Raw genomic sequence first — 14196 nt, 5'->3', positions numbered from 1 at the left:
CAAGCCTGGCGGGTGACCGCTTATTGGCCAGGCGGTGTCCGGCATGAAGGCGGCGCGAGCCCGGTCTGCGGCTTCCGTGCGGAACGTGGGAAGGCGTGTCGCGATACGGCCCTGGCTCAGCGGCCGGGGCGACAGGAAGAGCCCGGTCCGAAAGTCCTCCGACCGGGTGCTGAGTACCGTCGCGCGGCGCGCCGTGGCCCGGACGGTCAATCCGGTGGTTCGGGGATGGATGAACTACTACGGGCGCTTCTACCGCTCAGCGCTGTATCCGCTGTTCGACCGCATCAACACCTACTTGCTGCGGTGGATTCAGAAGAAGTACCGGGTCGGGATGAAACAAGCCCTGCAACGGCTGGCCCAAGGCCACACGTTGCGCCCGAAGTACTTCGCTCACTGGACCTGGGCGGCCCCGGCAGGGGCGAGGTCCAGAACGACAAGAGCCGTATGACGGGAGACTGTCACGTACGGTTCCGTGGGAGCCCGGGGTGAGATTCCCCCGGGCGCCCCGACTACGAGGAGGCCGCGCGGGAGTGTGTGCCGGCTTGCGTTGGCCCCGGGTTCCGGCTTGAGCTGGCCCCGGTCTACTGATCGACCGTGAAGATCGCCGCCCGACCGTTCTGCGCTGCCGTGCGGTAGAAGATCTTCAATCCAGGCAGGAATGCCTGGGTGTAGCGATGTCCTCTGCGTCGCCGGTGCCCTGGTAGGCGTCGAACGCAAGCGTGGCGAGGCGATCGGTCATGGTCCGCAGGCTGACTGAGCAGGAGGGGCAGAAGCTGCAGCGGATCGTGCGTCGGGGCAGTACGAGCACGGTGCGGTTCCGGCGGGCGATGATGCTGCTGGCCTCGGCGGGCGGGAACAGCGTGCCGGTGATCGCGCGGCTCGTGCAGGCGGACGAGGACACAGTCCGCGACGTGATAGGCATCCGCTGGGGCGGCCGCCCTATCAACCCAGCGGTCTGACCGCCCGCCCCGTGATCGTCGGCGGTCCAGCCGAGCGGCCTCACCCCGGGAACGAGCCCCGTCAGGGCGTTTCGGGCTTGCGCGCCAGGAGGCAGGCGTGCGGTCTGTTCACGCGTCCGCCGGGCTCCTGTTCCAGTCTCGCGGTGACGACGAGTCCCGTCTGGTCCAGCAGGTCGACCATGCGGTCCAGGGGCAGGAGGTACGACTCGTAGGACACCGGACGGCCATAGCCGTGGGTCGGCTGCAGCCGCTCATTGCCGACATAGTCTCCCCAGAGCAGGTAGCCGCCGGGCGCGAGCGTGCGGTGGAACTCGGCGAAAACATCCGGCAGCCACTGCGGGGGCGTGTGGTGAGTGGAGTACCAGGCCAGGATGCCGCCGAGCTCGTCGTCCCTCATCTCCAGCGCGGTCATCGAGCCCGCGGTGAACCGCAGGTTCGGATAGGCGTGCCGGGCCAGCCCGACCATCTTCGGCGACAGATCGACGCCGAAGACGGACACCCCCAGCCCGGCCAGGTGCGCCGTCACGCGGCCGGGGCCGCACCCCAGGTCCGCGACCGGCCCCAGACCGGCCGTCCGCACCAGTTCGGCAAACCCCGCCAGCATCGCGCGTGACAGCGGGTCCATCTCGGCTGGAGGCGCGACGCGTTCGACGTAATCGGCGGCGACCGTGTCGTACGACTCGCGGACGGCGGTCAGAAAGGAGGGCTCAGCCATGCGGGCGACCCTAGACCAGGTAACTGACAGACCATGGCACGACCTTCAGCTGACCTGCGCGACATCCACCGCTGCCGACCCCCAGCCGTCGGGGTGTTGGCCAGGGATGGCGTGGGGCGTCGATTCGATCGGAGGACAACGCAGACGATTGGGCTTGAGGAGTTGTCGGACCGGCCTGCAACCTCATGTGGCCTATTCGTAGATCCGGGCTGCCAGGAGCTGTTCGGCCATGCTCGCCCAGGTGACCGGTTCGATGTTGCTCGCTGTCGGGGGCGTGTGCAGTTTCGCTATCTCCTGTGCAGCGTCATCGGCGCATTCCGGCGGGTGTGGGGGCTTCGGGCGCTGTGCCCACAGGTTTGTTCGCGTTGTCGGGTGCGTCAGTACAGATCGTGCCGACCCTTGGAAGACGCCCGTCGAGCAGGTAGTGGTCGACGGCGTTGTCGATGCAGGCGCTCCCTTGTCCGTAGGCGGTGTGACCATCACCGTCCCAGGTGAGTAGTCGGCCGGACCGGAGTTGGCGGGCGAGTGCTTGTGCGTCGTTGTACGGGGTTGCGGGGTCGCGCGTGGTGCCCACGACCAGAATCGGTGCGGCACCGGGCGCGGTGATGGGATGCGCGGTCTGGTTGGCCGGGACGGGCCATGAGGTGCACGACGTGAGATTCGAGACCCAGGATTTCCCGAATTGAGGCGCCACCCGGACGAATTCGGCAAAAGCTGCCTTTGTCTGGTTGGCGGTGTAGCGGCCGTCGAAGGTGGAGCTCAGGCAGTGGACCGCTGTCTCCGACTGGTCCCCCGGGTTGCCGGGAAGTGCAGTGACGAGGACTTTCAGCAGCGTGGTGGTGTCACCGGCCAGCACCTCCCGGAGCATTTGGCGGAGCGCCGGCCAGTGGGGATACCTGAGCAGGACAGTGGTTATGGTGAGCACCGATTGCCCATTGACGATGATGTCCTTGCCTTGCTGCAGGGGGGAGCGATCCAGCCGGGCGACCAGGGAGTCAAGGGTGTGGCCGGCCTCCTTGACGGAGTGCCCCACCGGGCAGTCGTCGCGGGCGGCGCAGTCGGCCGCGAACGCCTCCCAGGCGACCTGGTAGCCCCGCGCCTGGTTCAGGTAGAAGCTGGCGGCGTTGCGTGAGGGGTCGACCGCTCCGTCGAGCACCATGCGACCCACGCGGGAGGGGAACAGTTCGGCGTAGCTCGCCCCGAGGTAAGTGCCGTAGGACCAGCCGATGTAGTGCAGCTGTTCGTCACCGAGGAGTGCGCGCATCAGGTCCATGTCCCGAGCCGCGTCCAGGGTGCCGACGTGGGGCAACAGCCGCCCGGCGTGACGGGCGCATGCGGCGGCGATCTCCGCCCACAGTGCGACATCCTCATCGATGTCCTCGTCCGTTGACGTGCTGCTCATGCCCGTTTCGCCGGTGGCCGTGGACGTGTCGGTGCCGCAGTCGACCAGGGTGCTGTGGCCGACACCGCGGGGGTCAAGGGCGACCAGGTCGTAGGCCGCGTTCAGGGAGGCGTACTTATCGGGGGCGGCGGTGAGGGCATCGATGGCCGATACACCGGGGCCGCCGAAGTTGAACAGGAGCGAACCCATCCTCGTGGCGCCGGTCCTGGTGGCCTTCTTGCGGGCGGCTGCGAGGTTGATGTCGCCCGCGTCCGGGTGGGCGTAGTCCAGGGGTGCTTTCACGGTCGTGCACTGCAATGCGGGCGCATCGGGGCAGGTCTTCCAGTGCAGTTCCTGCCCGTAGTAGCGCTGCAGCCCCGGCGGCACCGGGACCGTGGAGGCAGCGTTGGCCGCTCCCTGCGGAGCGTGTACCGGGCTCAGCCGCGCGCTTGTCTGTTCCGGACCGATGGTCGCACAGACGGTGAGCAGTAAACCGCACGTGGTCAGCACCGCGACGGTGCCGTGCAGAGCGCGTGCCGGTATTCGGCCGGATTGCCGGACAGGGTTCATCGCCACGTCCTTCTGTTTGCGCCGATTGAATCCGGGGCGTCGGACGACGCAGTCGGGTGATCTCGGATCTGGTTCCGGGCGCCCCGCGGCCCTGGTCCCTCGCGGAGCGAAATGAACGCACTCCGTAATTATATTATTACTTTCTGTGTTCCAAGGGGCAGCTACTGGAGGCCGAACGGGTGGCGAAGGCGTGGTCTGGTCGAGCCGGTCTCGACCGCGCGTGAGATACCGTCGGTGTGGTGCTGGCAGCGGACGAAGCAGCCGGACATTACGACCCACGCCGGTATCTCCTCGCGGGCGCTTTCCTCGGTTGGCGGACGGCTCGGCCGGCTCCCGCCGAACGTGCGGCGCCGGGGCACCGACCTCAGAATGTGGAGAGTCAAGCCACCTGAGTCCGCAGTCTTGGGGTCGAACTCCGGGGCGGTACACGAGCCCGGCGGTTGCTCTGCGCCTGATCTCTGAGAAGGAGGGACCCCGGTGAACGTGGTCACCTGGGTGCGTTGTCTGGTGGTGGCGTTCTCCGTGGCCGCGGTGACCGCCTGCGGCACCAGCCCCCCCGTCGACACCGCCTGCCGCCACCTCCTGGGCACCCGTCGGCGGCGTCTTCACGGCACCCATCGGTACCGACCGGGAGGTCACCTTCCCTAGCGTTGGGGTGACCGTGCACGGCAGTCTTCGGGCGCCGGTCCAGCCCGCCTCGCCGGTACCGGCGGTGTTGATCCTGGCCGGCAGCGGCCCCACCGACCGCAACGGCGACAGCACCCTGATCGACGGCCGCGTCGGCACTCTCAAAGACCTTGACGACCTCCTGGCCACCTGGGGCATCGCCTCGCTGCGCTACGACAAGCTCAACACTGGAATGACCGGACTGGGACCGCATACCGACCTGACCAAGGTCGGCTTCGACCTGTATACCAAGATGGCCAGCGACGGACTGGCCTTCCTGAGCCGGCGACCAGGCATCGCCCCGGGCCGTGTCACCGTCATCGGGCACAGTGAAGGCGCACTCATCGCGCTCGTCCTAGCCACCAAGCCCAGCAGTCGGATCCACAGCCTCGGCCTGCTCATGCCCCTGCCCATGCGCTACCTTGACCAGCTCCGCCAGCAGGTGCACGAGATCGCCGTCCTTCAAGGCGCCACCGAAGCGCAGCTCGCCGCCGTCGATGAGTCTTTGGACAAGGCCATACACACCATCCGGACGACCGGCCAAGCCCTTACCGGGCTCGACCCCGGGGTCCAGCCCCTGTTCCAGCCCCAGAACGCCCGCTTCCTCCAGCAGGCCGATTCCCACGCCCCGGTCCAGCTGGCCGCACGCGTGCCTCGGCAGATTCCGATCTTCATCGCCTGCGGCACCCACGACATCCAGGTCCGCTGTGCTGACGTCACCCGGCTGCGCGATGCCGCCAGCAACCGCCCTGACGCGGTGACCGAGTTCGTCGAGTTGAACGGCGTGAACCACGTGCTCAAGGAGGACACCTCCAAGGACGAGGCCGAGTACGGCAGGCCGCACCCGTTCTCCGCCCAACTTCGGCAGACGCTATCGGCGTTCCTCCAGCGCACCAGCCGCTGAAACAGACCCACCCAAGCCACCACCCTCCCCAGCTTCCATCCCGTACGCCGTCGACCCACACACCGTGGAGCGGGCGTGGTTCCTGGCGTCCAGGTGGAGCGCGCCACTGTACGAACGACCTGGACGCCAGGGGCCGCGTCTGCTCGGCTCTGCCTGGGGCGATGGTGTACGGGATGGGAGCCCCCGGCATTCGCCACGACGGACCGGTAGTCGGCGACGGCGGCGGCCGAGTGACTCGGAGCCGAGTACATTCGGCCGCCCCTCCGACTATCGCCTATGCAGGCGGCCGGACACGGTCATCTATCGAAGTGACCTGAAGCCCGCGCGGAGTTCCCCGACGAAGAGCTCCGGCTGCTCCCAGGCGGCGAAGTGTCCGCCCTTGGGCAGCTTGTTGTAGTGGACGAGGTTCGGGTATGCCTGCTCCGACCAGCTCTTGGGGGCCTGGTAGAGCTCGTCGGGGAAGACGCTCACGGCTACCGGGAGTTTGACGCCCTTCGAACCGAAGAACGGAGTCGTGTTCTCCGCGTAGAGGCGGGCCGCGGAGATCGCCGTGTTCGTCAGCCAGAAGAGCGTGATGTTGTCCAGGACGTCGTCCCGTGTCAGGCCCTCACTCACTCCGTTGAAGGACCGGGTGATCAGCTCCAGGCTGGCCTTGTCGTGGTCGAGCAGGAAGGCTGCCAGGCCGACGGGGGAGTCCGCGAGTGCCGTGAGGGACTGCGGGCGCGAGGCCATCATGTAGGCGTAGTAGACGTGCCGGTAGACGAAGTCCAGCTGCTCGACGGCGTGCTTTTGCTCGCCGTCGGCGAGGACGACGTCGGACGGCAGCGGGTTGCCGGCGATGATGGCCTGCTCGATGGCGGGCGGAATCACCTTGGGCATGTTGGTGTGGATGCCGACCAGGCCCTCGGGCTCCTGCACGCCCATGAGGTCGGTGACGACCGCGCCCCAGTCGCCGCCCTGTGCGACGTACTTGGTGTATCCGAGGCGCTTCATCAGCTCGCCCCAGGCGCGGGCGATGCGGTCGGGGCCCCAGCCGGGCGTGGTCGGCTTGCCGGAGAAGCCGTAGCCGGGCATCGACGGGATCACCACGTGGAAGGCGTCCGAGGCGTCACCACCGTGGGCCGTCGGGTTCGTGAGCGGCTCGATGATCTTGAGCTGTTCGATGATCGAACCCGGCCAGCCGTGCGTGACGATCACCGGCAGCGCGTTCTCATGCTTCGAGCGGACATGGATGAAATGGATGTCCAGCCCGTCGATCTCGGTGATGAACTGCGGGTAGGAGTTCAGCCGCGCCTCGACCTTGCGCCAGTCGTACTCGGTCGCCCAGTAGCGCGCCAGCTCCTTGACGGTGGCGAGCTGGGTGCCCTGGGACTGATCGTCGACGGTTTCCTTCTCGGGGAAGCGCGTCGCCTCGATGCGCGCACGCAAGTCCTGGAGCTCCGCCTCGGGGAACTCGAACGTGAACGGGCGGACAGTCGTCGATGCGGAAGTGTCAGACATGTGGGGGTGGCTCCTTGCAATGTCGGCGACCCTCTGTCGCCGGCTCGTCCACAGTCGTCCAGGTCTGCGTGCGTCGCCCCAGGGAAACCCCCGGGGTATCCCCGTGGCCGGACCCCGGGGTGGGTCGATTCCCGTACAACTACTGAAAGCGCCCAAAAGGGAATACGGTCAAGGTAGAAAGGCAAAGCGCGTCAAAGCTCGTCAAAGATGCGTTCCAGGAAGATCGACCTATGGGTGTACGGTCCATGGATTCTCAGGTCGCGCTACGGGGCCGGGACCAGGAGCTGGCGGCGCTGGAGCGAGTACTGGCCACAGCGCGGGCGGGCACCAGTGCGGTTCTGGTCCTGCGTGGTGAAGCCGGGATCGGCAAGACCGCGTTGCTGGACCACGCGGCCGGCCGGGCCGTCGGGTTCCGCACCCTTGGCATCGCGGGCATCGAGTCGGAGATGGAGCTTCCCTTCGCGAGCCTTCACCAGTTTTGCGCGCCATTGCTGGGCAGGCTTCACCAGCTGCCCGATCCGCAGTGCGATGCACTGTCCGTCGCATTCGGACTACAGGAGGGTGAGGCACCGAATCGGTTCCTGGTGGGTCTGGCTGTGCTCGGTCTGCTGGCCGGCGCCGCCGAGGACGGGCCGCTGGCCTGCCTCGTTGATGATGCGCAGTGGCTGGATGAGGAGTCACTGCAGGTGCTGGCATTCGTGGCCAGGCGGGTGGTGGCCGAATCGGTAGCCTTGATCTTCGCCCTGCGGGATTCCGATGACGGTCGTGAGCTGACCGGTCTGCCGGAGTTGATCGTCGAGGGCCTGACTGAGCACGAGGCGCGTGCCCTGCTGGCCTCGGCGGTCCGCGTGCCACTCGACCCGCTGGTACGGGACCGGATCGTCGCCGAGACGCACGGCAACCCGATGGCCCTGCTGCAGCTGCCACACGCGCTGGCACCCGCCGAGCTGGCGGGTGGCTTCTGGCTGTCCGGCAGGCGCCCCCTGGCGAGTCACATCGAAAGCGCCTTTCACCAGCAATTTCGATCGCTTCCGATAGACAGCCGGCGCCTTTTGCTGACTGCCGCGGCCGAGCCGACCGGAGACGCGGATCTGTTGTGGCGCGCAGCCGATCTGCAGGGGATACCGGTCGATGCCGCAGTGTCGGCCGAGGCTGCGGGACTGGTCGAGTTCGGTACCAGGGTGCGATTCCACCACCCCCTGGTGCGCTCGGCTATCTACCGGGGGGCGTCCGCGCCGGGGCGCCGGGCGGCGCACCGGGCGCTGGCCGATGCCACCGATGCCCACCTTGATCCTGATCGCAGGGCGTGGCACCGCGCTCACGCCACCGACAGGCCTGACGAGGGCATTGCCGTTGACCTGGAGCGCTCGGCCGGTCGGGCTCAAGGCAGGGGAGGAATCGCTGCAGCGGCCTCATTCCTGCAGCAGGCGGCGGAACTGACTCCCGATGCCGCACGCAGAGTCGGCCGTGCACTGGCCGCCGCTCAGGCCCACATCGACGCAGGTGAAGCCGACCAGGCCCACTCCCTGCTGGCCATCGCGGAAGCCGGCCCACTCGACGACCTGCAGCGTGCCCGACTCGAGCGGCTGCGCGCCCGGCTGGTGTTCTCCCAGGTACGCGGCAGCCCAGCGCCCCGGCTGCTGCTCGATGCCGCACACCGGCTGACACCTCTTGACGCCGCCCTTGCCCGCGACACCCTCCTGGAAACGGTCGGCGCTGCGAGCTTCGCCGGCCGTCTGGGCGAAGGACCAGGGCTGCGGGAGGTGGCCGAGGCGGCTCGCGCCGGGCCGCCGGCGAGGACGCCGCCGCGGATGGTGGACGTTCTTCTGGACAGCATTGCTGGACGGATCCTTGATGGCTACGTCGCCGGCGTTGCCGCCCTCAGGCATGCGATGCACGTCGTCCGGCAGGAGCAGAAGACCGGTGCGACGGAGGCGGACAGGCGCTGGCTGTGGCTCGCGTTCCGTGTGGCACCCGAGCCTCTCGCACCAGAGCTGTGGGACGACGACGCGTGGCACGAGATGGCGCTGAGTGCTGTCAGCCTCGCCCGCGAAGCGGGTGCGCTCACCGTCCTCCCGATGGCGCTGACCTACCAAGCGCTCTCCCACGTCCACGCCGGCGAATTCGACACCGCTGCGGCTCTCATCGACGAGGCCACGGCGATCTCGGAGGCGGCGGGCGGCGTACCCATGATGTACACATCACTGGTTCTCGCCGCCTGGCGAGGACAGGCGACCCCGGCACTGGACCTCATAGAGACCACCATCGAAGAAGTGCGTGCCAGGGGCGAGGGACGCGTTCTCAGCCTGGCCGAGTACGCGACCGCACTGCTCTACAACGGGCTCGGCCGCTACGACGCCGCGCTGGCAGCCGCGACGCGCGCATGCCAGTACGAGGACCTGGGCTTCTTCGGGTGGGCGCTCGCCGAACTCATCGAAGCGGCCGCCCGCAGCGGGCAGCCGGAGTCCGGCGAGGCGGCACTGGACGATCTCACCGAGCGCACTCGTGCGACCGGCACCGAGTGGGCCTTGGGCACGGCGGCCTGCTCGCGCGCGTTGCTGAGCGACAATCAGGCCGCCGAGACGCTCTACCGGGAGGCGATCGAGCGTCTCGGACACTGCCGCATCGCCGCCCAACTGGCCCGCGCCCGCCTGCTGTACGGCGAGTGGCTGCGCCGCCAGAATCGCCGGCAGGAAAGCCGTACCCAGCTACGGTCCGCCTACGAGGCATTCAGCCGGTTCGGAGCTGACGGCTTCGCCGAACGCGCCCGCAGGGAGCTCCTGGCGACGGGAGAAACCGTACGCAAGCGAACGGTCGATGCCGTCACCGAACTCACCAGCCAGGAAGCCCAAATCGCCAGGCTGGCCGGAGACCACACCAACGCCGAAATCGCTGCCCAGTTGTTCATCAGCCCTCGCACGGTGGAGTGGCACCTCGGCAACGTATTCGCCAAGCTCGGCGTGAGTTCCCGCAGGCACCTTCGCTCAGCGCTGTCTCCTCCGAAACCGGGGACATCGGGGGCCTAACCCGCGGGCCCTCGTCAGCAACCGCCACCACAGCAACCTGTTGACATCCTCGCCCGCCCAAAAGACGTCGCTGTGGTGCACGCCCTTTAGTCCTGACACCCACCGGCAGCCCTGGGCACGTGCCTCGGCACCGGGATGTCGCAGGAGGCTGCGTCGACATCCGGCACGCTGCTGCTCGCGACTGCCGCCCTGGCAGATTGTCGGCGGTGCGCCACTGTGACGGCGGTCGCCGTGCTGCGTCGGTTCAGGAGGGGCGAGTGTGCGGGTGGTGGCAGGCGCTCGGCGGCGAGCGCCTGCCACCGCGCCCGTGCCGTGCCGGCCGCCTCAGCTTCATTGCGATCGGCTTCCTCAACTCGACACGGCAGCCGGCACCCGTGGCGGGGAGAGCGGATGGTGGGAGAGTGGCTGCATGTGCGGCCGATACGTTTCCACCCGCAGCCCGCAGGACCTCGCCCAGCTCTTCCAGGTAGCCGACTGGCGCGCCGAAGAGACGCTCGCACCGAACTGGAACGTCGCCCCGACCGACGACGTGTGGGCCGTGCTTGAGCGCACTCCACGCGACAAAGGCGATGCCGAGCAGGTGGGCAGGGAGCTACGGCCGTTGCGCTGGGGCCTGGTGCCGTCGTGGGCGAAGGACGTGAAGGTCGGCGCGCGGCTGATCAACGCGCGTGTGGAGACCGTGCATGAGAAGCCCGCCTTCCGCCGCGCATTCATCAAGCGTCGCTGTCTGCTGCCGGCCGACGGCTTCTACGAGTGGCAGCAGACCAAGGACCCGACAACCGACAAGGTCCGCAAGCAGCCGTACTTCATCCACCCCGAGGACCACCAGGTGATGGCCCTAGCAGGGCTGTACGAGTACTGGCGCAACCCACAGGTCAGACACGACGACGATCCCACGGCCTGGCTGATGACCTGCACCATCATCACCACCGAGGCCACCGACGCCGCCGGCCGGGTGCACCCCCGCATGCCGCTCGCACTCACCCCCGACCACTACGACGCCTGGCTCGACCCCCGCCACCAGGACCCCGACGACCTGCGCGCCCTGCTCGACCAGCCCGCGGGCGGCCACCTGAACGCCCGGCCCGTCTCCATGGCCGTCAACAACGTCCGGAACAACGGCCCGCAGCTACTCGAAGAGGCCAATCAGTAGCGACCGCCGAACGCCGCGGCCGACCTCTCGGTGGATGACGACGGCTCACGTCTGACTGTTTGTGGCCTGTCCGGGACGACGTGCGATGGGTCCCGGACAGGCTCCGCTCCTCACTGTGCGGGAAAGCCCGGCTCGGTGCTTGCCGGAGCGTTCATGTGGCGTAGCAGTGTCGGCGGGCGTCGTGCGGTCGCGGCCCGCTGGACGACTCGAGGCCGAGCATCTCTCGGTGCTGGAGGCGCGGACGGGCAGTCGATCACTGGGAACGCCATCTGGCCGCCGCAGGCATTCGGCGCAATGCCCTGGGTCGGCTCAGTTGAGGAGGTCGGCAACGAGGGTGGCGAACTCGTCCGGGGTGGTGAGGCGGATACCGAGCTGTTCGGCCTTGGCCCGCTTGGAACCGGCGCCTTCACCGGCGACGACGAGGCTGGTCTTCTTGGAGACGCTGGAGGAGGAGCGCCCTCCGGCCCGTTCGATGAGTTCGTTCATCTCGTTGCGGGTGAGCCGTTCCAGGTTTCCTGTCATGGCGCCGGTGACGACCACTGTCATGCGGGCCAGCGGGCCGGAGTCGATCGGCCCGTCAGCCATGCTGTCGCTGCCGGGGTCGGTCTCGGCGGCCGAGGGCGGGGTAGCGCCGGGTTCGGTCATATTGATGCCGGCAGCGGCGAGTTTGTCGATGAGCGGGGCGAGCTCTGCGAGTTCCTCGACGATCGACGGGGCCTTCTCTGCACCGATGCCCTCGACCTGCTGCATCGCCTCGGCGTCGGCGGCGCGAACATGGTCCATGGTGGCGAAGTGCCGGGCGATGCGTCGGGACATGGAGCGGCCGGTGCCGCGGATGCCGAGCGCGCACAGCACACGCGCCAGCGGCTGTCCCTTGGCCTTGGCGATCCCGGCGAAGAGGTTGTCGGTGCTGGTTTCGCCCATCCGGTCCAGGCCGAGCAGCTGGTCGCGCTGCAGGGTGAACAGGTCGGCGAGATCGGTGACCAGGCCCGCGTCGACGAGCTGGACGATGCGGGTTTGGCCCAGACCCTCGATGTCGAGCTGGTCTCGGCCGGCGGCATAGGCGAGAGAGGCGACCAGGTGGCAGTTGCGGCCCCGGGCACACCGCCAGCGTTCCTCGCCCGTGTCGATGCCTGACCCGCAGCGCGGGCAGAGCTCGGGAAAGGCGATGGGCCGTTCGTCACCCGTGCGCAGGTGGGCGACGGGGGCCTCGATGCGGGGGATGACGTCGCCGGCGCGGCGGACCATGACGTGGTCGCCCAGGAGTAGACCGCGACGGGTGATGTCGGCCGGGTTGTGCAGGGTGGCGTAGGTGATGGTGGAGCCGTCGATCACGACTGGTTCGAGGACGGCCCGCGGGGCGATGATCCCAGTGCGGCCGACGTTCCACTCCACCTCCAGCAGCCGGGTGATCTTCTCCACGGCCGGCAGCTTGTAAGCGATCGCCCACCTCGGTGCGCGCGATCCGGATCCGGCGGCCTGCTGGTCAGCGGCGAGGTCGGCCTTGATGACGATGCCGTCGATGCCGAAGGGCAGGTCCGCACGCGCAGCGGCGATCTCCCTCACCCGGGCCAGGACCTGCTCCGGGTTCCGGGCGACCTCGTCCGGGACGGCGGTCTGGGCGCTGGTGTGTACTGCGAAGTCGGCGGCCAGCTTCATCAGGTCGCTGTGCGCAGATGTGTTCAGCCGCTCGGCGAGAGCCGGGTCGGTGTCGGGCATGGGAAGCAGGCCGTAGCCGAAGAAGGTCATCGGGACCGTGTAGGCGCGCTCCCTGGCTCGCAGTGTGCCGGCGGCCGCGTTGCGGGGATTGGCGAACGGCTGTCCGCCGTGAGCCGTGCGCACCTCGTTGGCGTGCTCGAACTGGGCAGTGGTCATGAGGACTTCGCCGCGCACCTCCACGGTGACAGGCGCGGCCAGAGTCGCGGGCAGCCCCTCTATGGTGCCTACCGCGTGCGAGACGTCCTCTCCGGCCGTCCCGTCCCCGCGAGTGATCAGTTGGGTGAGGCGGCCGCTGCTGTAACGAGCGGCGACCGCCAGCCCGTCCAGCTTCGGCCCCACATTGAACCGCGTGACCTCACGGCCGATCCGCCTGCCCAGAGATACCGTCCAGGCGGTGAATTCCTCCGCGGAGAACACGTTGTCCAGGCTGAGCATCGGCACTATGTGCGGCACATCACCCTCGGCCGCACCGCCGGCGACCTTGCCCGTGGGGGAGTCGGGCAGCACTTGATCGGGATGTTCTACCTCCCACGCAGCGATCCCGCGCACCAGGCGGTCGTAGGTGTCATCGTCCAGGGGCGACGTGCCACCCGCGTAGTAGGCGGCAGCCGCACGCCCGGCGTCCTCGACCGCTTGTGCATAGGCGGCGGCATCCTTGATCACTGCTGCAGAAGTCGTCATGTTCGGCATCCTGCCGTCCACCACTGACAACGGGCCGCCGACGAAGGATGGCTCGTGGGGTGACGGAACGCCGAAGGCCCAGTCAACGCCCCGGCTGTCGCCACCGCGGGCCGACGGCCCACCGTCGCCGTGCTGCCAGCCCATGCGACACCATGGCCGCCGGAGCGATCAAGCAGAGAGGGATGAGTGATCCTGCTCGATGACTGCCAGGGAGGTGTGGGAGCACCGTCGGGGTCCAGTCCGTATGGCCACTCTCCACCCGGGGTTGACCAGCCAGGCCAGACCGGCATCGGTGATGTACGCGGCGTTGGTGCCGGCGCAGCGGCTCGCCGGCGGTGATGATCGGATAACCGGGCTGCGAGCGGGGTAGGACGGACGCCGGGCGTCTTCGCTTTGAAAGGCCCCCATCTGACCCGGCTGGGATTCCCAGCGAGAACGAAGGACAGCAGTATGGCCACCGGCACTGTGAAGTGGTTCAACGCCGAGAAGGGCTTCGGGTTCATCGCCCAGGACGGCGGACCGGACGTCTTCGCGCACTACTCCAACATCAACGGCAACGGATACCGGGAACTGGTTGAGGGAGAGACCGTCACCTTCGACGTCACACAGGGCCAGAAGGGGCCCCAGGCCGAGAACATAGTCCGCGGCGGCTGACGCCCGAGGCGAGTCCCGCGTGATCCACCATGTAGAGTGGGATCAACGACGCGGGGTGGAGCAGCTCGGTAGCTCGCTGGGCTCATAACCCAGAGGTCGCAGGTTCAAATCCTGTCCCCGCTACCAGAAGAAGGGGCCCGCAAGCGCGGGCCCCTTCTGCGTTGCTACGAGGAGAGGCTCAACAACTTCGTTAGCTATCCCGGGTGTTGTGCTCGTATAGTTCTGTGCATGGAGTTGCTGCGGTTGTCCAAGGCTGCGAAGCGTCTCG

Annotated in this window: 9 protein-coding genes, 1 tRNA gene and 1 pseudogene; 7 read left to right on the top strand and 4 right to left on the bottom strand. The window is 68.2% G+C overall.

The features are described from left to right. The first annotated feature begins 166 nt into the window (after positions 1–166). The gene (locus AB0M27_RS43370) at positions 167–448 is read left to right on the top strand and encodes a group II intron maturase-specific domain-containing protein (protein ID WP_365731020.1); all 282 of its coding nucleotides are present in this window, start codon (positions 167–169) and stop codon (positions 446–448) included. Between the two features lie 289 nt (positions 449–737). Further along, positions 738–914, top strand: a pseudogene (locus AB0M27_RS43365) (IS630 family transposase); the annotation flags it as partial. Between the two features lie 106 nt (positions 915–1020). Here the strand turns inward: AB0M27_RS43365 and AB0M27_RS43360 are convergent. Both AB0M27_RS43360 and AB0M27_RS43355 read right to left on the bottom strand, forming a co-directional pair. Further along, on the bottom strand, positions 1021–1674 hold the full coding sequence (locus AB0M27_RS43360) for a class I SAM-dependent methyltransferase (protein WP_365731018.1): 654 nt from the start codon (positions 1672–1674) through the stop codon (positions 1021–1023). A gap of 304 nt (positions 1675–1978) precedes the next feature. Continuing rightward, positions 1979–3625 carry an alpha/beta hydrolase gene (locus AB0M27_RS43355; RefSeq protein WP_365731016.1) on the bottom strand — a complete coding sequence of 549 codons (1647 nt, stop codon included), beginning with the start codon at positions 3623–3625 and terminating at the stop codon, positions 1979–1981. A 661-nt stretch (positions 3626–4286) separates the two neighbouring features. Between AB0M27_RS43355 and AB0M27_RS43350 the strand changes: the two genes are divergently transcribed. Further along, on the top strand, positions 4287–5195 hold the full coding sequence (locus AB0M27_RS43350; protein ID WP_365731014.1) for an alpha/beta hydrolase: 909 nt from the start codon (positions 4287–4289) through the stop codon (positions 5193–5195). Positions 5196–5495: 300 nt separating this feature from the next. Here the strand turns inward: AB0M27_RS43350 and AB0M27_RS43345 are convergent, their stop codons facing one another. Beyond that, the gene (locus AB0M27_RS43345) at positions 5496–6695 is read right to left on the bottom strand and encodes an epoxide hydrolase family protein (RefSeq protein WP_365731010.1); all 1200 of its coding nucleotides are present in this window, start codon (positions 6693–6695) and stop codon (positions 5496–5498) included. Positions 6696–6940: 245 nt separating this feature from the next. On the opposite strand from AB0M27_RS43345, the gene AB0M27_RS43340 reads away from it, so the two are divergent. After that, a complete protein-coding gene (locus AB0M27_RS43340; protein ID WP_365731008.1) occupies positions 6941–9721 on the top strand; it encodes an AAA family ATPase in 2781 nt (926 codons plus the stop codon). A 409-nt stretch (positions 9722–10130) separates the two neighbouring features. Continuing rightward, on the top strand, positions 10131–10874 hold the full coding sequence (locus AB0M27_RS43335; RefSeq protein WP_365731006.1) for an SOS response-associated peptidase: 744 nt from the start codon (positions 10131–10133) through the stop codon (positions 10872–10874). A gap of 309 nt (positions 10875–11183) precedes the next feature. On the opposite strand, the gene ligA is transcribed toward AB0M27_RS43335, so the two are convergent. Continuing rightward, positions 11184–13274, bottom strand: coding sequence for an NAD-dependent DNA ligase LigA (gene ligA, locus AB0M27_RS43330; RefSeq protein ID WP_365731003.1), 2091 nt, complete (start codon positions 13272–13274; stop codon positions 11184–11186). Positions 13275–13724: 450 nt separating this feature from the next. On the opposite strand from ligA, the gene AB0M27_RS43325 reads away from it, so the two are divergent. Next, positions 13725–13928, top strand: coding sequence for a cold-shock protein (locus AB0M27_RS43325; protein WP_365731001.1), 204 nt, complete (start codon positions 13725–13727; stop codon positions 13926–13928). Between the two features lie 49 nt (positions 13929–13977). Next, a tRNA-Met gene (locus AB0M27_RS43320) sits at positions 13978–14054 on the top strand. The last annotated feature ends 142 nt before the right edge of the window (positions 14055–14196 follow it).

This window comes from Streptomyces sp. NPDC052107 (genome assembly GCF_040680215.1).
GTDB lineage: Bacteria > Actinomycetota > Actinomycetes > Streptomycetales > Streptomycetaceae > Streptomyces.
Note: the sequence above shows the minus strand (reverse complement) of the source record. Positions and strands in the feature narration are given on the sequence as shown.

Excerpts from the sequence above, each read along its gene's own strand:
- AB0M27_RS43360 (WP_365731018.1), bottom strand. The coding sequence starts at position 1,674 with ATGGCTGAGCCCTCCTTTCTGACCGCCGTCCGCGAGTCGTACGACACG.
- AB0M27_RS43355 (WP_365731016.1), bottom strand. The coding sequence starts at position 3,625 with ATGAACCCTGTCCGGCAATCCGGCCGAATACCGGCACGCGCTCTGCAC.
- AB0M27_RS43345 (WP_365731010.1), bottom strand. The coding sequence starts at position 6,695 with ATGTCTGACACTTCCGCATCGACGACTGTCCGCCCGTTCACGTTCGAG.
- AB0M27_RS43340 (WP_365731008.1), top strand. The coding sequence starts at position 6,941 with ATGGATTCTCAGGTCGCGCTACGGGGCCGGGACCAGGAGCTGGCGGCG.
- AB0M27_RS43335 (WP_365731006.1), top strand. The coding sequence starts at position 10,131 with ATGTGCGGCCGATACGTTTCCACCCGCAGCCCGCAGGACCTCGCCCAG.
- ligA (WP_365731003.1), bottom strand. The coding sequence starts at position 13,274 with ATGACGACTTCTGCAGCAGTGATCAAGGATGCCGCCGCCTATGCACAA.
- AB0M27_RS43325 (WP_365731001.1), top strand. The coding sequence starts at position 13,725 with ATGGCCACCGGCACTGTGAAGTGGTTCAACGCCGAGAAGGGCTTCGGG.